Raw genomic sequence first — 19,961 nt, forward strand, 5'->3', positions numbered from 1 at the left:
AATTTATAGAGTATGGTTTAATAAAATTATTCTAAAACTTGGCGGGGTGAATACATGGATTATATAAATATATTAAAGGATTTAAGTACATATCCCGGAGTATCCGGGCGGGAAGACAAACTTTCCGGGTACATTGCAAAGATGTTTGAAAAGTACTGTGACAGTGTGGAAATAGATGAATTCTATAATGTTATAGGGATAAAAAAGGGCAAAGGCAAACAAGGCAGAAGAATTATGGTTACAGCTCATATTGACGAAATCGGTTTGATGGTAAAGAGTATTGACGAAAAGGGTTTTGTCACTGTGTCAAACATTGGGGGTGTGGACAGCAAAGTCCTTTTGGCTCAAGAAGTTATAATTCACGGGAAAAAAGAGATATACGGTATCATAGGTGCAAAACCTCCGCATCTTCTTACCCCGGAAGAAATTAAAAAGGCAGTTAAGATGGAGGATTTGACCATAGATACGGGACTTCCCGCTGAAGAAGTGAGAAAAAATGTATCAATAGGCGATATTGTAACCTTTAAGGTAGAACCCTTTGTTCTTCAGAACAACAGATTTAGCTCGAAATCCTTGGACAACAGAGCAGGGGTTGTTGCTTTGCTGGATATAATGGAAAACTTGACTTTGTTAAACCATAATGATGATATATGGTTTGTGGCAACCGTTCAGGAAGAAGTGGGTCTTAGGGGAGCCAATATTGCTGCCTATAATATAAATCCGGATTTGGCAATAGTGATTGATGTTTGCCACGGGCAGATACCCGGAACGCCGAAAGAATCCGTATTTCCGTTGGGTAAGGGACCGGCTGTTGCTGTCGGACCGAATCTTCATAGAAGATATACAAAAAAGATGATTAAGGTTGCAAAGGAAGAGAATATACCTTACCAGATAGATGTAGAGCCCGGGGACACAGGTACTGAGGCGTGGGCTGTACAGGTTTCAAGAGAAGGAATTCCGACACTTTTGGTTTCAATTCCTCTAAAGTATATGCATACTGTAATTGAGACTTTAAACGTAGATGATATAAAAAATACCGGAAGACTGATTGCCAGGTTTATTTCAACGACAGGTAACGAAATGGAGGAAGGATTGTGCTGATAAAAGAGTTGACAGAGTTAAACGGTGTATCGGGAAATGAGGATGAGGTAAGAAAGTTTATAAAAGCAGAGGCAGAAAAGTATGCAGATAGTATTACTGAGGACTCCATGGGAAATCTGATTTGCTATAAAAAAGGCATGTCTTCAAAGTACCGTGTAATGTTGTCCGCCCACATGGATGAGGTTGGATTTATGGTAACGGGATATGAAGATGGCTTGCTCAAATTTGCAAGCATTGGCGGAATAGATGAAAGAATACTTCCCGGAAAGCGGGTACTGGTAGGGGACAAACGAATTCCCGGTGTTATAGGTTCCAAACCTATTCATCTTCAGGAGAAGATTGAAAGGGGCAATAATATAAAGCAAAAAAATATGTATATAGATATAGGTGCCGAAAAAAAGGAGGAAGCTGAAAAACTTGCTCCCCTTGGAGAATACATAGCCTTTCATAGCCCGTATACGGAGTTTGGAGATGGATGTATAAAGGCAAAAGCTTTAGATGACCGTATCGGTTGTGCAATACTCCTTGAAATATTAAAGGAGACATATCGGTTTGATTTGTATGTCTGCTTTACCGTTCAGGAGGAAATAGGCTTAAGAGGCGCAGGTATTGCTGCGTTTAGAGTAAATCCTGATATTGCAATTGTTGTGGAGGGAACTACCTGCTCCGATGTACCGGGGGCCCGCGAGCATGAGTATTCAACGGTGATGGGGCAGGGAGCGGCACTAACCGTAATGGACAGGACTTCCTATCCCAACAAAAGGCTGGTTGAATTCATGTACAAGACGGCAATAGATAAAAACATACCGGTTCAGTACAAACAAACCACTACCGGCGGAAATGATGCAGGCAAGATACAATTGACTAGAGAAGGAGTTGTGGTAGCATCGGTATCTGTTCCCTGTAGGTATATACATTCCCCGGTATCGGTCATGAACCGAAGGGATTATGAAAGCTGCTTAAAGCTTGTAAAAGCTGTGTTGGATGAGATGGGCAGCAACGAGAATTTGATTGAAAGCTTTAAAGCATAAAGTATTGGCCCAAATATGTTAATCATAGAAAACGGAGGAATAGTATATGTTTGACTTGCTGAAAAAACTTACAGGAATCGTTGGAGTATCCGGAAATGAAGAAGAAATAAGGGAAGCTATAATAGAGGAAATTAAAGACTGTGTTGATGAAATAAAAGTTGATACCCTAGGAAACCTCATTGCCGTCAAAAAGGGCAAAGGTAAAAAAATCATGGTGGCAGCTCATATGGATGAGATTGGCATAATGGTTACATATATAGACGACAAAGGCTTTTTGAGGTTTTCGGCCATAGGAGGAGTCAGCCGTTATGACTCCATAGGTCAGAGGGTAAAGTTTAAAAACGGAGTTGTCGGCGCTGTTTACTACGAGGAAAAGCTTGACGATATGAAGAATCTGCAGCTTTCCAAAATGTATATAGATATTGGGGCAAAAAGCAAAGAAGAGGCCAAAAAGATGGTAAATATCGGAGATGTTGCCTGTTTTGTGGGGGATGCGGTGCAGCAGGGGGATATCGTAATATCGAAGGCGCTGGATGACAGAAGCGGCTGTGCGGTTGTGGTAAAGGCGATAAAGGATCTGAAAGAGACGGATAATGAAATATACTTTGTATTCACAGTTCAGGAAGAGGTTGGATTAAGAGGAGCGAGAACCGCAGCTTTCGGTATAAAGCCGGATATAGCCATAGCTGTAGACGTTACAATGACAGGAGATACTCCCGAATCGCATCCTATGGAGGTTAGGTGCGGCGGCGGACCTGCAATTAAAATAAAGGACCGCTCTGTCCTTTGCCATCCTGAGGTAAGAAGGCTACTGGAGGAATCCGCAAAGAGGATTAAAATTCCCTATCAGCTTGAGATACTTGAGGCAGGGGGAAGCGATCCCGGTTCAATACACTTGACTGCAGGTGGAATACCTTCGGGAGCCATATCCATACCGGTAAGGTATGTTCACAGCCCTGTAGAGACCGCCAATATGTCGGATATTAATAATGCTGTCAGGCTATTGGTTGAGGCCATCTGCCGGTATTGATAAAAAATGACCTCCTGACTTTAGAGCAGGAGGCCTTTTAATGAGGAATATTTTCAATTAAAGGATATTAATATAATGGTAACCTGTGATATAATACTGAAAGTGTAAATTTACTCACTGGTTTATTATGTAAAATTTTGAATTAAAGAAGTTTATATTATTTTATACAGAGTTGATATTTAAGAAAACCGATAAAACTGTTTTAAGGAGTTTATGTTTATGAGCAAGTATTGGAGTAATATTGTCAGAAAAATAAGCCTTATGTTCCTGGTGAGCAGCCAAAGGACAAAAAATACATAAAATTAAACACCAATGAGAATCCGTATCCGCCCTCGGAAAAAGTTCTAAAGGCCATTTCAATGGAGGCAAATGAAAGCCTGAGGTTATACCCGGACCCCACATGCGAAAGTCTACGGAATACCTTGGCGGAGTATTACGGGCTTAAAGCGTCGCAAGTATTTGTAGGCAACGGTTCGGATGAGCTTTTGGCCTTTTCGTTTATGGCTTTTTTCAACCCGGGAGACACCATTATTTTTCCGGATATAACTTATAGTTTTTATGAAGTATATTCCTCGATGTTTTCCGTAAATTATAGGTTAATTTCCTTGGATGATGAATTTAACGTACCGGTAGAGGAGTTTTTACCGAAAATGACGGGATAATATTGGCAAACCCGAATGCTCCCACAGGAAAAGCTCTTTCTATTGAAAGCATAAGAAGAATTCTTGAAAAGAATGCCGATAAAGTTGTTATTATTGACGAAGCATATGTTGATTTTGGAGCCCGTTCATCTGTCGAATTGATAAAAGAATTTGAGAATATTCTGGTTATTCAAACATTATCAAAATCCAGGGCCTTGGCAGGTCTTCGTGTGGGTTTTGCTTTAGGCAGCGAACAGTTGATAGAGGGTTTGGATCGTGTAAAGAATTCTATAAACTCTTATACCTTGGACAGATTGGCACTGATTGGTGCCAAAGAAGCGATAAAGGATCATGGGTATTTTTGCGAAATCAGAGATAAAATAATAAATACTAGGGAGTGGGTTTCAAAGGAACTGTCTTCTATGGGCTTTAAAGTGATTGAATCAAAGGCCAACTTTATTTTTGTAAGCCACCCGAAGATAAACGCTAAGCTCTTGTTTGAAAAATATAGAGAAAATAATATACTGGTTCGGCATTTTAGCAGCCCGAGAATTGACAATTACCTTCGCGTCAGCATAGGCTCTGATGAAGAAATGGATATCTTTTGCAGGAAAACAAAGGAGATAATCGAATCGCTGAATTAGGTCCATGGCAGGAAAGAAAAATTGAAAAACTTCATTTTTTTAAAGGTAAAAAATGCTCCTGTGTAGAATAAATTCAGTATAGAAAAAATAACAAAGAATTTGTGAGGTGCGAAATGAAGATAACCTTTTTGGGGGCTGCAAAAACAGTTACCGGCTCATGTTTCTTTGTGGAGACAGCGTCTTCCAAATTTCTTGTCGATTGCGGTATGTTTCAGGGATACTCCAAGAACAATGCCTTAAATGAAGAAGATTTTCCTTTTAATGTAGAAGAACTTGATTATATTTTTCTTACCCATGCGCATATAGACCATAGCGGAAGGATTCCGAGGCTTTATATCAAAGGCTTTGAGGGTGAGGTAATTGCTACAAAGCCGACGGTAGAGCTTTGTGCCATTATGCTCCCTGACAGTGGTCATATTCAGGAATTTGAAAACGAATGGACCAACAGAAAGAGAATTCGTGCAGGTAAGCCTCCGGTTGAGCCTTTGTATACATATCAGGATGCAGTGGATTGTTTGAAACTCTTCAGAAAGGTTTCTTATGATGAAGTAGTGAAAATAAATGACGAAATAAGGGTAAGATTTAAAGATGCAGGGCATATTTTGGGTTCGGCCATCATTGAAATGTGGATTACCGAACGAGGTGAAGAGACAAAAATCGTATTTTCCGGCGATTTGGGAAACAGGGATATGCCGATATTGAAGGACCCTTCGATAATAGAGAGTGCGGATTATCTTGTAATTGAATCAACTTACGGCAACAGGCTTCACAAAGAGCGTGTAAACAAAGCGGAGCATTTTTTGGACTTGATAAATGCTACAATTGAGCAGGGCGGAAATGTCATAATACCTTCTTTTGCAGTGGGAAGAACGCAGGAACTCATATATGAACTGAATAAAAAGAAAGAAGTATGTGATGAAAAATTAAAAATGCTGTTTGCTACTCCGGTTTATATCGACAGTCCTATGGCCATATCGGCAACAGAGGTGTTTAGAAACAATCTGGACTGCTATGACGAGGAAGCTAGGGAATATATTGAAAACGGCGACAATCCTTTGGACTTTCCGGGACTTCAATTTACCCGCACAGCTGACGAGTCCAAGGCATTGAATGAAAGAAAAGAGAGCTCGATAATCATTTCTGCCAGCGGTATGTGCGAGGCAGGAAGAATAAAGCATCATTTGAAGCACAACCTGTGGAGGAAAGACAGTACAATAATTTTTGTGGGATATCAGGCGGAAGGGACGCTTGGAAGAAGGCTTTTAGACGGTGCGAAGAAAGTAAGGCTGTTTGGTGAAGAAATCTCGGTAGAAGCAAGGATTGAGATGATTGAAGGCTTTTCAGGTCATGCGGACAAGGAAGGCTTTTAAATTGGATTGGAAAATTTAACAGAAAGCCAAAAAAGATTTTTATAGTGCATGGCGAAGAAGATTCGATGGTCGAGTTTTCAGAAGAAATTAACAGAAGATTCAATATTGAAACTATCATACCTTCCAGAGGAGAAAGCTTTATAATAAATGCCCGCAATGTAATTGAAACGGACGAAAAAGTAAGACCCGACAATTCATTCAAGAGGCTTCAAGTGGTTGAGAAGCTTGAGAGCATTAAAGAAGAGGTGGATGAACTGTCATACATATTAAAATCAGACTTAAAGCAGGAGAAGACGGATCTTGAGATTGATGAGTTGTTGGTAAAACTAAAGAATATAGAAAAGTCGATTTTAGAGGCGTTAAAATAATAAATGTGAAAATATTAATATGTTATATTAAAAATAAAGAAGTTCAAAATCCTTCTTTATTTTTTGACCTTTGTTGTAAAATAAAGATGAATCACTGGTAGCATGGCAGGTATTGAAATTTAATTTTTGGAGGATGGTAGGATTATGTTAATGAAATTCTTATTTTTTGGTATTTTTGTTGCCATTATGATCGGTGTCGGAATTTACAGCAAAAAGAAAGTAAATAACGCACAGGACTTTTTATTGGGCGGAAGGACAATGGGACCGTGGATTTCTGCTTTTGCCTATGGTACGACATATTTTTCGGCAGTTATTTTTATAGGTTATGCAGGCAAAAACGGATGGAACTTTGGGATTTCCGCAGTATGGATCGGAGTCGCCAATGCAATTTTAGGTTGCCTTCTCTCGTGGCTTGTCCTTGCTAAGAGGACTCGTAAAATGACTCATGATTTGAACGTTTCGACAATGCCCGAGTTTTTTGAAAAAAGATATGACAGCAAGGGTCTAAAAATAGTTGCATCAATCATTATTTTCGTATTTCTTGTTCCTTATTCGGCATCGGTTTACCAGGGATTGAGCTATTTAATTGAAAAAACAATTGCAGAGCCTTTAGCAGCAACTCTTGGAATTACGATTTCTTTTGAGGCAATTATGCTGATAATGGCTGCATTAACGGGAATATATCTTTTGCTTGGAGGATATGTGGCTACTGCCATTAATGACTTGATTCAGGGTATTATAATGATAGTTGGAATTATTCTAATGGTGGCTTTTGTCGTAAACCACCAGAATGTTGGAGGAATTACCGAAGGATTGTCAAGGCTTTCACAAATTCCGGACGTGGGTGATGGACTGGTTAAGCCTTTTGGACCTCAGCCTTTAAGCCTACTTTCATTGATCATACTTACAAGCCTTGGTACATGGGGATTACCTCAGATGATTCACAAGTTTTATGCGGTAAAAGACGATGATTCCATAAAGAAAGCTACTATTGTTTCGACAATTTTTGCAACATTGATATCCGGTGGAGCTTATTTTATAGGTGTTTTCGGAAGGCTTTTTGTTTCACTGGATGAAATAGGCGGAGATCTTGACAGAATCGTACCTACAATGCTTGAAAAGGCATTACCGGATTATTTGATGGGTATAGTGATTATTCTTGTGCTTTCGGCTTCGATGTCAACTCTTTCTTCACTGGTACTTGTATCAAGCTCGGCAATTTCTATGGACCTTGTAAAGGGAGTATTTTTCCCGAAAATGAAGAGTGAAAAGGTTATGGTTCTTATGAGAGTGCTTTGTGCATTGTTTGTAGCCTTTTCCTTCATTGTTGCTGTAAGACCCAGCTCTATTTTGACCCTTATGTCATTATCCTGGGGAACTGTTGCTGGTTCATTCCTTGCTCCGTTTTTGTATGGCCTGTACTGGAAGGGTACAACCAAGGTTGGAGCATGGTCAGGTATGATAGTTGGATTCTTATGTTCCGTAGGTGGCGCAATGATTTTTGGTTTAAAGAATGCGCCAAATGTGGGAGCTATAGCAATGCTCGTATCTTTGATAGTCGTACCTGTGGTAAGTTTCTTTACGGCAAAGCTTCCCAGTACACATATTAATATGATATACGGTGAAGAGGACAATAAGCAGAAACTGGCCTCCTAACAATAATTAAAATTCCAATTTGTGTTGATAAGACAGCCGGAGTGTATTTTTCGGCTGTTTTGCTTTTTATCATAGTTCGAAGCGTAATACAATCAAGCTATTAGCAATTAATAATTGACAATAATAAGTTAATAAAAGATAATAATATAAGGGTTTAATATGCTTGGATTATGTGATAAGATAGAAATAATATTATTCTATATTTATAATTAGATGGGGGATTGTTGATGAAAAAACTAATGCTCGGAAACGAAGCAGTAGCCAGAGGAGCGTATGAGGCAGGAGTTAGGGTTGCAACTGCTTATCCCGGTACTCCAAGTACCGAAATAACAGAAAATATAGCAAAATACGACGAAGTGTATTGTGAGTGGTCACCGAATGAAAAAGTTGCTCTTGAAGTAGCAATAGGTTCAGCGATTGCCGGCGGAAGAGCCATTTGCTCAATGAAACATGTCGGGCTTAATGTGGCAGCCGATCCTTTGTTCACTGCATCTTATACCGGAGTCAATGCAGGACTTGTTATCATGGTTGCGGACGATCCGGGTATGCATAGCTCACAAAATGAGCAGGACAGCAGAATGTATGCAAAAGCTTCAAAAGTACCTATGGTTGAGCCTTCCGATAGTAGTGAGTGTAAAGAATATGTAAAGGCAGCCTTTGAAATTAGCGAAAAGTTTGATACTCCTGTTATTTTGAGACTTTCAACAAGGATATCCCATTCCCAGAGTATTGTCGAAGTCGGGGAAAGGGAGGAAATAGCGCTTAAGGAATATAAAAAGGATCCTGATAAGTATGTTATGATGCCGGCAATGGCACGCAAAAGACATGTTGCGGTAGAAAATAGAATGGCAGCTTTGGCCCAGTTCTCCAATACGACTCCTTTAAACAGGATTGAATGGGGAACCACGGATATTGGTGTTATAACCAGCGGGATTGCTTATCAGTATGCAAGAGAAGCCTTCGGCGATGTTTCATATCTCAAGCTTGGAATGATTTATCCACTTCCGGACAAATTAATCAAAGAGTTTTCTGAGAAAGTAAAAGTATTATATGTTATAGAAGAATTGGAGCCGTTTTTTGAAGACCATATAAAGAAATTGGGCATTAAGGTTATAGGCAAGGATGTATTGCCTGTTATGGGCGAATACAGCGCCAACCTTATCAGAGAAAAGGTATTTGGAAAGCAAAGCGGAGGAAAGAAGATTGAGGGAATCGGCACACCGGTAAGACCTCCTGTAATGTGCCCCGGATGTCCGCACAGGGGAATGTTTTATGTTCTCAACAAGCTAAAGCTTACAGTTAGCGGAGATATCGGATGTTACACATTGGGAGCATTGCCGCCAACCCAGTCAATGGATACCTGTGTCTGCATGGGTGCAAGTATTGGTGCAGCTCACGGTATGGAGAAATCGAGGGGCAAGGAGTTTGGCAAAAAAACTGTTGCAATACTTGGAGATTCCACATTTGTGCATTCGGGAATAACCGGGCTTGTTGACGTGGTTTATAACAAAGGAAATTCTACAGTAATAATACTTGACAACTCCATTACCGGTATGACAGGTCATCAGCATAATCCTACAACCGGTTTTACAATAAAAGGAGAGCCCACAAGACAGGTGGATCTTGTAAAGCTCTGCAATGCTGTCGGAGTTGACAGAGTCAAGGTTGTTGATCCCTTTAACCTAAAAGAGTTTGAAAAGACCTTAAAGGAAGAGATTGAGGCTGATGAACCTTCGGTTGTGATTTCCCAGAGACCGTGTGCTCTATTAAAACATGTGAAATTTGAAGGTCCTCACAGAATAGTCATTGAAAAGTGTAAAAAATGCAAGATGTGTATGAAAATAGGATGTCCTGCTATCGTTGACATGGGGGACTATATAGAAATAAATGATGCTTTATGTGTGGGCTGCGGATTATGTTCAAAAGTATGTAACTTTGATGCGATTGAAAAGGCTGGTGAGTGATAATGAGCAAATATAATATAATGATAGTAGGAGTAGGCGGACAGGGGACATTGCTTGCAAGCAGAATCATAGGCAATGTTGCGCTGAAGCAAAATTGTGACGTTAAAGTTTCTGAAGTGCATGGAATGTCACAGCGTGGTGGAAGTGTCGTAACTTATGTAAAGATAGGCGACAAGGTTTACTCTCCCATAATTGAAAAGGGTGAGGCGGATATAATTATTGCCTTTGAAATGCTTGAGGCTTTAAGATGGGCAGAGTATTTAAAAGATGATGGAAAGCTTTTGGTCAACGAGCAAAGAATTAACCCTATGCCAGTTATCATAGGAAAAGAAAAATATCCGGAAAACATAATGGAAGTACTTAGGGAAAACTATAAAAACGTTATTTCCTTAGATGCCCTTAAAATAGCCAGGGAATGTAAAAACATAAAGGCAGTAAATACTGTTTTGATTGGGCTTTTGGCAAAGACAATGGGTATTGATAAGGAAGTATGGATTGAGTCGCTTAAGGAAGTAGTTCCTCAAAAGGCGCTTGATGTAAACCTTAAGGCTTTTGAAGAAGGCTATAGCAGAGGTTAATATAAACGCAAACACTAAGTCATGTAAATAAAACCGATGGGCTTAGTTCCCAAGGTATTTACTATAAAATTCATAAAGTGTATAGGGGGTAGTTATATGCAGTACTGGAATCCTTCGTGTGAATGTATGTCAAGAGAAGAGATGGTGAAGCTTCAAACTGAAAGGCTGATTGAAACTGTAAAGAGAATATATCATAATGTTCCGGCATATAGAGAAAAGATGCAAAAAAAGGGTATTGAACCTGGGGATATCAAAACGCTGGATGATTTAAAGAAGCTTCCTTTTACGTACAAAGACGATTTGAGAGATACATATCCTTATGGAATGTTTGCTGCTCCGTTAAGTGAAATTGTAAGAATACATGCTTCTTCCGGTACAACAGGAAAGCAAACCGTAGTCGGTTACACAAGAAAAGACATTGATACCTGGTCGGAGGTTACGGCAAGAACTTTGGTTTCTGCCGGTGCTGATAAAAACTCTCTTATTCAGGTTGCCTACGGCTATGGACTTTTTACGGGAGGATTGGGAATACACTACGGTGCTGAAAGAATTGGAGCATCGGTTATACCTATTTCCGGCGGTAACACAAAAAGACAGATTCAGATAATGAAGGATTTTGGTACTACTCTTTTGGCATGTACCCTTCATATGCTTTGTATATGGCAGAAGAAATGGAAGAGCTCGGCATAAAGAAAGAAGATTTGAAGCTCAAAGCAGGTGTTTTTGGAGCAGAGCAATGGTCTGAAAATATGAGGAAAGAGATTGAAGAAAGACTGGGAATAACTGCTATAGATATTTATGGATTAAGTGAAATAATTGGACCTGGTGTTTCCACCGAGTGTTGCTGCAAGTGCGGACTTCACGTACAGGAGGACCATTTTATTCCTGAAATTATTGACCCGGTGACTGAAGAAGTTCTCCCTCCAGGCTCAAAAGGTGAGTTGGTATTCTCAACCATTACTAAGGAAGGAATTCCTCTATTGAGATACAGAACAAGGGATATTTCCTCCCTCAACTACGAAAAATGTGAATGCGGAAGAACTACTGTCAGAATGAGCAAGGTATCGGAAGAACTGACGATATGCTTACAATAAGAGGTGTGAACGTATTCCCGTCACAGATTGAGTCTGTCCTCCTTGAGTTTGGAGATACGGCTCCCCATTATCTGTTGATAGTTGATAGAATAGATAATCTGGATGTATTGGAAATATGGGTGGAAATGAACCAGCAGTTGTTCTCCGATCAGGTTAAGAAGATTGAAGATAGTGAAAAGAAAATAAGAAAGGCTATAGAGGAGACCCTTGGAATAAATGCAGCAGTAAAGCTTGTTGAACCAAAGACCATTGAAAGAAGCGAAGGAAAAGCAAAAAGAGTTATTGACAAGCGTAAGTTCTAAGCTCAATATTAAGAGCTATTCCAAAATAAAATGGAGGGATAAGACATGCTTGTAAAACAGATTTCCGTATTTTTAGAGAACAAATCCGGCAGACTTGCAGAGGTTACAAGAGTTCTTGCAGAGAGTAATGTAGACATCAGCGCTCTGTCAATAGCCGACACTACAGATTTTGGAATTTTAAGACTCATTGTAAATGATCCGGAAACTGCGGAAAAGACTTTGAAGGATAACGGTTTTACAGTTAGCTGTTGCGATGTTATTGCTGTTTCAGTTCCCGACAAGCCGGGTGGACTTGCAAAAGTATTAAGCGTTTTAGAAACAGAATCTATAGATATAGAATACATGTATGCTTTTGTCGGAAAAGCAGAAAATGAGGCATTGGTTATATTTAGGCTTGATAATCCGGAAAAAGCTGTAGAAATGCTTGAAAAGGCCGGTGTGAAGGTTTTGTCTTCCGACAAGGTTTACAAGCTTTAGTTTATATTTGTCCATAAGCTTAAGAAGGATGGTGTTATGGATATAAAAAAAGAGCCGCTGGCCTACAGAATGAGGCCCAGAACCTTGGAAGAGTTTTTCGGACAGGAAGAAATAGTTGGTGAGGGAAAGCTCTTAAACAGAATGATAAAGGCTGACAGGATTTCCTCAATTATTCTTTACGGTCCGCCCGGAACGGGTAAAACTTCCTTGGCGAGGATTATTGCCAACAGCACTAAAGCAAATTTTGAAAAGCTAAATGCTGTTACTGCCGGTGTGGCGGATATAAAGAGGATTGTGGCGGATACCCAGAACCCGATACTAAATCCTAAGGGAAAAACAGTATTGTTTATTGATGAGATTCACAGGTTTAATAAATCTCAGCAAGATGCGCTCCTTCCATATGTGGAGGACGGTACGGTTATTCTTGTGGGAGCAACTACCGAAAACCCTTTTTTTGAAGTCAATAAAGCGTTGATTTCAAGGTCTTCGGTATTTATGCTAAAGCCCCTTGGTAGTCATGCAATAAAAAGAATAATCAAAAATGCCATCCAAGACAAAGAGCGTGGGCTGGGCAATTTGGATATTGAAATGGAAGAGGATGCGCTAAACTATTTGGCGGATATCTGCGACGGAGATGCAGGATAGCTTTAAATGCCCTTGAGCTAGCCGTCTTGACATCCCCTGTTGAAAGTGACGGTAAATTTCATATTGATATGCAGTTGATTGAGGAATGCGTCCAAAAGAAGGCTGCAAGGTACGACAAATCCGGTGAGGAGCATTATGATAATATCAGTGCCTTTATAAAGTCCATGAGGGGAAGTGATCCGGATGCGGCAGTGTTTTATCTGGCACGGGCATTGTATGCCGGGGAGGATCCGATGTTTCTGGCACGTAGAATAATGATATGTGCATCCGAGGATGTGGGTATGGCAAATCCGGCTGCTTTGCAGCTGGCAGTTTCAGCGGCGCAGGCTGTACATATGATAGGTATGCCTGAGGCAAGAATAATTTTGTCTCAGGCTGCAATTATGGTAGCTACCAGTCCAAAATCAAATTCAAGTTATGTGGCAATTGACCGTGCTTTAGAGGATGTAAAAAACAAACGAACAGGAGAAATCCCGATGCACCTCAGAAATGCTGTGACATCGGGAATGAAAGAGCTAGGATACGGAAAGGGCTATAAATACGCCCATGATTATCCCGGCAATATTGTTGACCAGGATTATCTTCCTAAAGAAATTAAGGGGACTGTTTATTATAATCCTAGCGCAAACGGTTATGAATTAAAAATTAAGGAATGGCTTCAAAAAAGAAGAAGCAAAAAACAAGAATAAATTAAATTTAAAATTATGCTTTAAAGCATATAATAAGCTGTAAATTAATCTTTGTGGCAAATTTGAGATTCGGGGCATCCTGAACAGCCGCAGCTGCAGGAGCCCTTTTTCTTGTCTTTACGAATTTTTAAAACTGCCAAAACAGCAAGACATATCAAAATAGCACTTATTATAATATTAGCAAGATTTTCAGTTATAGCTTTAATCATAATTTCGCACCTCCCAACATTGCTTTCCCGACTTTTTTGGTAGAAGAATTTTTGGCGTCTTTATTATAAGGCCGGCGAAGAAGCAGGTAAATAAATCCTATAACAACTAGAATTGCAATGGCAGTGAATACGTTAAACCCATTACCCATAAACAGCATACCCAACTGATATACACAAAAGGAAGCTGCATATGCCAAAATTGTTTGATATCCAATTGCTATAAAAGTCCACTTTGCACTTTTCATTTCTCTTCTGATAGCCCCAATGGCAGCAAAGCAAGGCGCGCAGAGTAAGTTGAAAATAAGTAACGAATACGCTGAAAGCGCTGTAAATGAAGCTTGCAGGCTACCCCAGATTTCTACACCGTCTTCAGCAACTTCGTGGAATCCGTAAAGGACTCCGAATGTTCCGACGACATTTTCCTTTGCTACAAGACCTGTTAGCGTTGCAACGGATGCTTCCCAAGTTCCCCAGCCAAGAGGAACGAAAATAGGAGCAACAATACCTCCCAAAGTTGCAAGTATTGAATCTTGAGCATCTACCATTTGAAGCTGCCAGTTAAAGTTGGACAGGAACCATACAAGTCCGCTGGCCAGGAATATAATTGTTCCTGCTTTTTTAATGAAGGATTTTGATTTATCCCAAATCTGAAAGGCTACGTTCTTAATTCCCGGTAAGTGATAAGCAGGAAGCTCCATAACGAAAGGTGCAGGACTACTCGACAAAGCTTTTGTTTTCTTTAAGATTATTCCCGAGCAAATAATTGCTGCAATACCGATAAAATATACGGATGGAGCTACCCAAATAGAGCCTGGGAAAAATGCTCCTGCTATGAGCGAAATAATCGGCAGCTTCGCGGAGCAAGGAATAAACGTTGTGGTCATGATGGTCAGCTTTCGGTCTTCTTCGCTTTCAATGGTTCGAGAGGCCATAACGCCCGGCACACCGCAACCTGTTCCTATAATAATCGGTATAAAAGATTTACCGGAAAGACCGAATTTTCGGAATACTCTGTCCATGATAAAGGCGATTCGTGCCATATATCCGCAGTCTTCAAGAATTGACAGGCACAGGAACAATACCATCATTTGAGGAAGAAATCCAAGTACAGCGCCCACACCGCCAATTATACCGTCAATAATCAGAGATGACAGCCAACCGGCACAGTTAACGGACTCTAAAAAGCCTTCTACTGCAGGGGGGATAATTTGTCCGAACAATACATCATTTACCCAGTCGGTTGCCCAGGTTCCTACAGTGGTAACAGAAATAAAATAGACAAGGAATATGACAGCGGCGAAAATAGGGAATGCAAGCAGTCGATTTGTAACAATTTTGTCTATTTTATCGGATACCGTTTCCCGGGAAGTATTTTTCCTTACGTAGCAGTCTTTTATAGCATCAACAATGTATTTATATCTCTCGTTGGTGATAATACTTTCGCTATCGTCATCAAGCTGTTTTTCACATTCGGCAATAATATTTTCAATTTCGGTTCTAATGTTCTCATCCAAAGATAACTGTTCCAATACCTTTTGATCCCGCTCAAAAAGTTTGATGCTGTACCAGCGTAAAAGTTGCGGACTTATACTGTTTTCGATGTAGGAAGCGATCTTTGATAACGAATCTTCAACCGATGACGAAAACTTGTGCTGCGGTGTTGTTTTTACCTTTTGTTCTGCAAGGGCGATTGCTTTTGATACGGCCTCTTTTGAACCGGTGCCTTTTAATGCAGAGGTTTCAATTACATCACAACCGAACTTTTTAGAAAGCTTTTTAATATCAATATTATCGCCTTTTTTGCGCACAATATCAATCATATTGAGGGCGATAACCACAGGTATACCCATTTCGGTAAGCTGAGTGGTAAGGTATAAGTTCCTTTCAATATTTGTCCCGTCCACAATATTAATAATTGCATCAGGCTTTTCGTTTATCAAATAGTTTCTTGAAACAATCTCCTCCGGAGTATAAGGGGAGAGAGAGTAAATTCCCGGCAGGTCAGTTATAATAACATCCTTGTGACCTTTAAGCTTTCCTTCCTTTTTTTCTACTGTGACGCCGGGCCAGTTGCCGACATATTGGTTACTTCCCGTCAAATCATTAAACATAGTAGTCTTACCGGAGTTGGGATTTCCGGCAAGAGCAATTTTTATCGACATAAAATTACCTCCTCAAAATTGGTTAGCTTAGACTAACCGCACAACATACGGCTTTTGCATTGACAGAATTTATGTAGTTATAGCTTTTCTACTTCTATCATTTCTGCGGCAGATTTTCTAAGGCTAAGCTCATAGCCTCTTACATTTATCTGAATCGGATCACCGAGTGGAGCAACTTTACGGATATAAATCTCGCAGCCTCTGGTGATTCCCATATCCATAATGCGTCTTTTTAAGCTCCCTCGCCATGGAGTTTGACAACTTTAACTGTTTGACCGCACTTGGCATTTCTTAAACTGGACATACACCTTCTCCTTTCTTGGAGTATATAAACTCTATATTAACAAGTTAGATGTGACTAACTCATAACCAAAAAATATAGTTAGTCAAGACTATCTACCTCCAGTTTAGCAATGCAGTTTTAATTTGTCAATAAGTATGTTAAATTTTTTTCAATTGATTTTTAGAAAATTTGCGTTATAAGAAGCAGAATTATTTAACAATTTATAAATATGTCATATATAGCAGTGGCATATATAGCAGAATTTCTATTGTTAAAAGGATGAATTTGTGATAACATATAAAATGTACTTTTCTCGTGTCAGGTGGTGATATTACGGTGAAAATCCAGGAGTCTGCTGAAAATTATCTTGAGACCATTCTCATACTAAGGCAGAGGATAGGACAGGTTAGGTCCATTGATATAGTAAACGAAATGAATTTCTCCAAGCCAAGTATCAGTTATGCTATGAAGCAGCTTAGAGAAAACGGATACATCTTAATGGATGAATCGGGATATATAACATTGACCGATAAAGGAATGGAAATTGCCGAGCGCATTTATGAGCGTCACAAAGTACTGACAGACTATCTTATCTCCCTGGGAGTGGATGAAGATACTGCAAAGGGAGACGCCTGCCGCATTGAACATGTAATTAGTCCAATGAGCTTTGAAATGATAAAAAAAGCATATTTGGAAAGTCAGAAAAAGGATAAATAATTAAAATATAAGACTTAAAAAGCCTCAAATTTTATTAGAAATTGAGGCTTTTTGTTTATTTGGCCTCTTGGAATGAAATGAAAGAGGCCAAAGCGAAGGGACTCGATGTCCCGAGCTTTTATTCACAATTTGCTTACTTGTATTTTTTATATTTTCATTGTATGGCGGGTAGATAATTCCCTTTTCAGTTATAATTGCTGAAATGTATTTGCTTGGTGTTACATCAAAGGCAGGATTTTTTACCTTTACACCTTCCGGAGCTATTCTAATACCTTTTATATGGGTTATCTCATCGGGACTTCGTTCTTCTATGGGAATTTGATTCCCTGTTTCTATGGAAAAATCTATGGTTGTTGTGGGTGCTGCAACATAGAATGGTATATTGTTTTCCTTTGCCAAAACAGCAACGGAATATGTACCGATTTTATTAGCAGTATCTCCGTTTAAAGCTATTCTGTCTGCACCGACTATTACACAGTCAATCAATCCCTCTTTCATAAAATGTCCTGCCATATTGTCGCATATAAGAGTTACGGGAATATTATCCTGCATCAATTCCCAAGCAGTAAGCCTTGAACCCTGAAGGTAAGGTCTTGTTTCGTCCGCAAAAACCTGTATGTTTTTCCCGGACTCGTGGGCCGCCCGAATAACTCCTAAAGCAGTACCGTAATCACAGGTTGCCAGAGCGCCTGCATTGCAATGGGTTAGAATTGTCCAATTGTCCTTTATCAACTCATTGCCAAATCGGCCAATACTCTTGTTGGATTCAATATCTTCTTTTTCCATAAGCTGAGCTTCTTCTTCAATAAGCTTTTTGATTTCTTCTATGGATTTGTCCCGGTTTGAGGCAGCTTTACCGTATACTCTGTCAACGGCCCAAAACAGGTTTACGGCTGTAGGACGCGTGCCTTTAATTATGTCGCATACCTTAGCAAGGCCGGTGAAAAATTCATCTTTTGAATCAGTGGTTATTGCCTTTGAAGCTATTGCCACACCGTAGGCGGCAGTTACACCTATAGCAGGAGCACCTCTTACAATCATATTTTTTATCGCATTTGCCACCTCAACATAGTTTTTCAGTTCTACAATCTTTTGTTCTACCGGAAGTAAAGTCTGATCTATTAACTTTAATATTCCATCACAATACTCTAACGGCTTCATAGAGTTCTCCTTTTCAATCGAAAAATTTATAAAACATATTCATCTTGAAATCACAGGTCAATACCACTTAGATCAACATTACAGCAAGTACATTTGTCATTTTCAAGGTCGATTCTCCTGATTACTTCAAAAAGCATATTTTTAACTTTTTCATTGTTTTCCGCAAAGACTTTCAGCACAGCTTCTTCAGTAACCGGTTCAATGTCATCGCGGCCTTCAAGTCCTGCATCATAGTCGGTAATAAGAGCTATGTTGGCATAGCAGATGCCCAGTTCTCTAGCCAGATAGACTTCAGGGTACTGGGTCATATTAATTACATGCCAGCCCATTTTGTTAAACCATCTGCTCTCGGCTACAGTAGAAAATCTTGGTCCCTGTATGACAACTACAGTACCTTTTTCATGGGTTGTTATTCCCAGATCTTTGCCTACTTCTATTGCAATCTTCCTAAGCTCAGGGCAGTAAGGATGCGCTGAGCTTATATGCTTGGTAACAGGACCGTCATAAAAGGTGTCCTTACGTCCTGTTGTCCTGTCGACAAACTGATCGCAGATAACAAAATCTCCCGGTTTAATGTCCGGCTGAAGACTGCCTGAAGATGTAGGTGCCAAAATTTTCTTTACTCCCAGCTTTTTCATAGCATATAAATTTGCTCTGTAAGGTATCATATGGGGCGGGAATTGGTGGTTTTTGCCATGACGGGGCAAAAAGCAATTTTTTGCTTCATAGCTGGCAATTGCAATTTTGTCACTGGGTTTACCATAAGGAGTTTCCAATTCTATTTCTTCAACATTTTCCAGAAAAGAATAAAAACCTGAGCCGCCAAAAACACCGATATCAGCTTTATAATTCATTGCAAACCTCCCTGTAAAAATTTATTGATATTAATATACTTATTATATTTATAAAAGTATAAAGTTTCAATTACATTATTAAATTGCATAATTAAATCTTATAAAGCTGTTCTTCCATCATAAACCTTCAATAAAAATAGATTTTTCATGCCAATCTAAATATATTATCATATAGTTTTTTGAAATTATTATTGCTGTACATCAAAATAATTATTGTATATCGAATAAGTATACTAAGGGAGGAAAATCCAGTGGATGACAACAGAAAAGAATTTTTCAGACAGCTTCTTATAAAAGAGGGAAAGAGTTTGGAGAAAACTATAAATCTTATGAAAGAACATGGTATAGGTGAGCAGAACATGGAGTCTGCCGATGAGTTGTCAGCCTATGATAACCACCCTGCAGAATTGGGAACCCAGCTTTTCCAGGCAGAGCTCAATAATGCGCTGAAGGTTCATGAAGAACATTTGCTGAAAGATATTCATGATGCTTTAATAAAGATTGATGAAGGAAATTACGGAAAATGCGAATTGTGCGCAAAGGAAATTGGTGAAGAAAGACTTGAGGCATTACCTTATACAAGACTTTGCATAGATTGTGAAAACAGTAAAGAGATATCAATGGAAAATCTGGAAAGACAAAGGCCGGTAGAGGAACTGATATGGGATGCGCCTTTGGGCAGAAAGTACCTAAATAAGCGGGAAGATGATGAAAATGAAGGTTTGGACCAGTTTAACGACCTTTTGAAATACGGCTCCTCGGATACGCCCCAGGATATGGGAGGCTATTATGACTTTGAAGAATATTATACGAATGAGATTGATAAACAGGGAATAGTTGACAGAATGGATAACATCTCCAATGAGGAATATAAAAGGCAGCTGCCTTAAGGAGTGTTTTTTTTAATTTACAGCCTTCATTTATCCGGTGCAAATATTTATATAAATCAATTTTTAAAATGTAATATTTGATAAATGAAGGCTAT

At 39.4% G+C, this 19,961-nt stretch carries 12 protein-coding genes and 6 pseudogenes; 13 read left to right on the forward strand and 5 right to left on the reverse strand.

The annotated features are described in order from the left end of the window. Positions 1-54 precede the first annotated feature (54 nt). The 11 genes and pseudogenes from JCM21531_RS00805 to JCM21531_RS23380 all read left to right on the forward strand — a co-directional run bounded on the left by JCM21531_RS00805 (position 55) and on the right by JCM21531_RS23380 (position 13,590). Positions 55-1,101: a M42 family metallopeptidase gene (locus JCM21531_RS00805; protein ID WP_038286675.1), complete on the forward strand. Its 1,047-nt coding sequence runs from the start codon at positions 55-57 to the stop codon at positions 1,099-1,101. Beyond that, the gene (locus JCM21531_RS00810; RefSeq protein ID WP_038286676.1) at positions 1,095-2,132 is read left to right on the forward strand and encodes a M42 family metallopeptidase; all 1,038 of its coding nucleotides are present in this window, start codon (positions 1,095-1,097) and stop codon (positions 2,130-2,132) included. Before JCM21531_RS00805 ends, JCM21531_RS00810 begins: the two co-directional genes overlap by 7 nt. 46 nt (positions 2,133-2,178) lie before the next feature. Continuing rightward, positions 2,179-3,162 carry a M42 family metallopeptidase gene (locus JCM21531_RS00815; protein WP_038286679.1) on the forward strand — a complete coding sequence of 328 codons (984 nt, stop codon included), beginning with the start codon at positions 2,179-2,181 and terminating at the stop codon, positions 3,160-3,162. 219 nt (positions 3,163-3,381) lie between these two features. Continuing rightward, positions 3,382-4,447 (forward strand): annotated as a pseudogene (gene hisC / locus JCM21531_RS00820) (histidinol-phosphate transaminase). A gap of 113 nt (positions 4,448-4,560) precedes the next feature. After that, positions 4,561-6,185, forward strand: a pseudogene (locus JCM21531_RS00825) (MBL fold metallo-hydrolase RNA specificity domain-containing protein). Positions 6,186-6,329: 144 nt separating this feature from the next. Continuing rightward, positions 6,330-7,841 carry a sodium:solute symporter family transporter gene (locus JCM21531_RS00830; protein WP_038286683.1) on the forward strand — a complete coding sequence of 504 codons (1,512 nt, stop codon included), beginning with the start codon at positions 6,330-6,332 and terminating at the stop codon, positions 7,839-7,841. Between the two features lie 227 nt (positions 7,842-8,068). Then, entirely contained in the window at positions 8,069-9,805 is a 1,737-nt protein-coding gene (gene iorA, locus JCM21531_RS00835; protein WP_038286685.1) for an indolepyruvate ferredoxin oxidoreductase subunit alpha, read from the forward strand. A gap of 2 nt (positions 9,806-9,807) precedes the next feature. Continuing rightward, positions 9,808-10,383: an indolepyruvate oxidoreductase subunit beta gene (locus tag JCM21531_RS00840; RefSeq protein ID WP_038286687.1), complete on the forward strand. Its 576-nt coding sequence runs from the start codon at positions 9,808-9,810 to the stop codon at positions 10,381-10,383. 96 nt (positions 10,384-10,479) lie between these two features. After that, positions 10,480-11,779 (forward strand): annotated as a pseudogene (locus tag JCM21531_RS00845) (phenylacetate--CoA ligase family protein). A 45-nt stretch (positions 11,780-11,824) separates the two neighbouring features. Continuing rightward, the gene (locus tag JCM21531_RS00850) at positions 11,825-12,256 is read left to right on the forward strand and encodes an ACT domain-containing protein (protein WP_038286689.1); all 432 of its coding nucleotides are present in this window, start codon (positions 11,825-11,827) and stop codon (positions 12,254-12,256) included. 36 nt (positions 12,257-12,292) lie between these two features. After that, a pseudogene (locus tag JCM21531_RS23380) lies at positions 12,293-13,590 on the forward strand (replication-associated recombination protein A). A gap of 44 nt (positions 13,591-13,634) precedes the next feature. Here JCM21531_RS23380 and JCM21531_RS18165 read toward each other — a convergent pair. From JCM21531_RS18165 to JCM21531_RS00865, 3 genes and pseudogenes are all read right to left on the reverse strand, one after another. Then, a complete protein-coding gene (locus tag JCM21531_RS18165; protein ID WP_094184700.1) occupies positions 13,635-13,799 on the reverse strand; it encodes a FeoB-associated Cys-rich membrane protein in 165 nt (54 codons plus the stop codon). After that, positions 13,796-15,961, reverse strand: coding sequence for a ferrous iron transport protein B (gene feoB, locus JCM21531_RS00860; protein ID WP_038286691.1), 2,166 nt, complete (start codon positions 15,959-15,961; stop codon positions 13,796-13,798). Before feoB ends, JCM21531_RS18165 begins: the two co-directional genes overlap by 4 nt. Before the next feature lie 77 nt (positions 15,962-16,038). Then, positions 16,039-16,265, reverse strand: a pseudogene (locus JCM21531_RS00865) (FeoA family protein). Positions 16,266-16,580: 315 nt separating this feature from the next. On the opposite strand from JCM21531_RS00865, the gene JCM21531_RS00870 reads away from it, so the two are divergent. After that, on the forward strand, positions 16,581-16,961 hold the full coding sequence (locus JCM21531_RS00870) for a metal-dependent transcriptional regulator (RefSeq protein WP_038286693.1): 381 nt from the start codon (positions 16,581-16,583) through the stop codon (positions 16,959-16,961). Between the two features lie 144 nt (positions 16,962-17,105). Here JCM21531_RS00870 and mtnA read toward each other — a convergent pair. After that, positions 17,106-18,122: pseudogene (gene mtnA / locus JCM21531_RS00875) on the reverse strand (S-methyl-5-thioribose-1-phosphate isomerase); the annotation flags it as partial. Positions 18,123-18,172: 50 nt separating this feature from the next. Then, positions 18,173-18,976, reverse strand: coding sequence for an S-methyl-5'-thioadenosine phosphorylase (locus JCM21531_RS00880; RefSeq protein WP_038286696.1), 804 nt, complete (start codon positions 18,974-18,976; stop codon positions 18,173-18,175). Between the two features lie 251 nt (positions 18,977-19,227). On the opposite strand from JCM21531_RS00880, the gene JCM21531_RS00885 reads away from it, so the two are divergent. Beyond that, on the forward strand, positions 19,228-19,866 hold the full coding sequence (locus tag JCM21531_RS00885) for a TraR/DksA C4-type zinc finger protein (RefSeq protein ID WP_038286697.1): 639 nt from the start codon (positions 19,228-19,230) through the stop codon (positions 19,864-19,866). Positions 19,867-19,961 lie beyond the last annotated feature (95 nt).

Origin of the sequence: Acetivibrio straminisolvens JCM 21531, assembly GCF_000521465.1 — a bacterium.
GTDB lineage: Bacteria > Bacillota > Clostridia > Acetivibrionales > Acetivibrionaceae > Hungateiclostridium > Hungateiclostridium straminisolvens.

What these genes read in the sequence shown, in the direction of transcription:
- feoB (WP_038286691.1), bottom strand. Translation starts at nt 15,961, where the DNA reads ATGTCGATAAAAATTGCTCTTGCCGGAAATCCCAACTCCGGTAAGACT.
- JCM21531_RS00850 (WP_038286689.1), top strand. Translation starts at nt 11,825, where the DNA reads ATGCTTGTAAAACAGATTTCCGTATTTTTAGAGAACAAATCCGGCAGA.
- JCM21531_RS00805 (WP_038286675.1), top strand. Translation starts at nt 55, where the DNA reads ATGGATTATATAAATATATTAAAGGATTTAAGTACATATCCCGGAGTA.
- JCM21531_RS00840 (WP_038286687.1), top strand. Translation starts at nt 9,808, where the DNA reads ATGAGCAAATATAATATAATGATAGTAGGAGTAGGCGGACAGGGGACA.
- iorA (WP_038286685.1), top strand. Translation starts at nt 8,069, where the DNA reads ATGAAAAAACTAATGCTCGGAAACGAAGCAGTAGCCAGAGGAGCGTAT.
- JCM21531_RS00880 (WP_038286696.1), bottom strand. Translation starts at nt 18,976, where the DNA reads ATGAATTATAAAGCTGATATCGGTGTTTTTGGCGGCTCAGGTTTTTAT.
- JCM21531_RS00830 (WP_038286683.1), top strand. Translation starts at nt 6,330, where the DNA reads ATGTTAATGAAATTCTTATTTTTTGGTATTTTTGTTGCCATTATGATC.
- JCM21531_RS00815 (WP_038286679.1), top strand. Translation starts at nt 2,179, where the DNA reads ATGTTTGACTTGCTGAAAAAACTTACAGGAATCGTTGGAGTATCCGGA.
- JCM21531_RS18165 (WP_094184700.1), bottom strand. Translation starts at nt 13,799, where the DNA reads ATGATTAAAGCTATAACTGAAAATCTTGCTAATATTATAATAAGTGCT.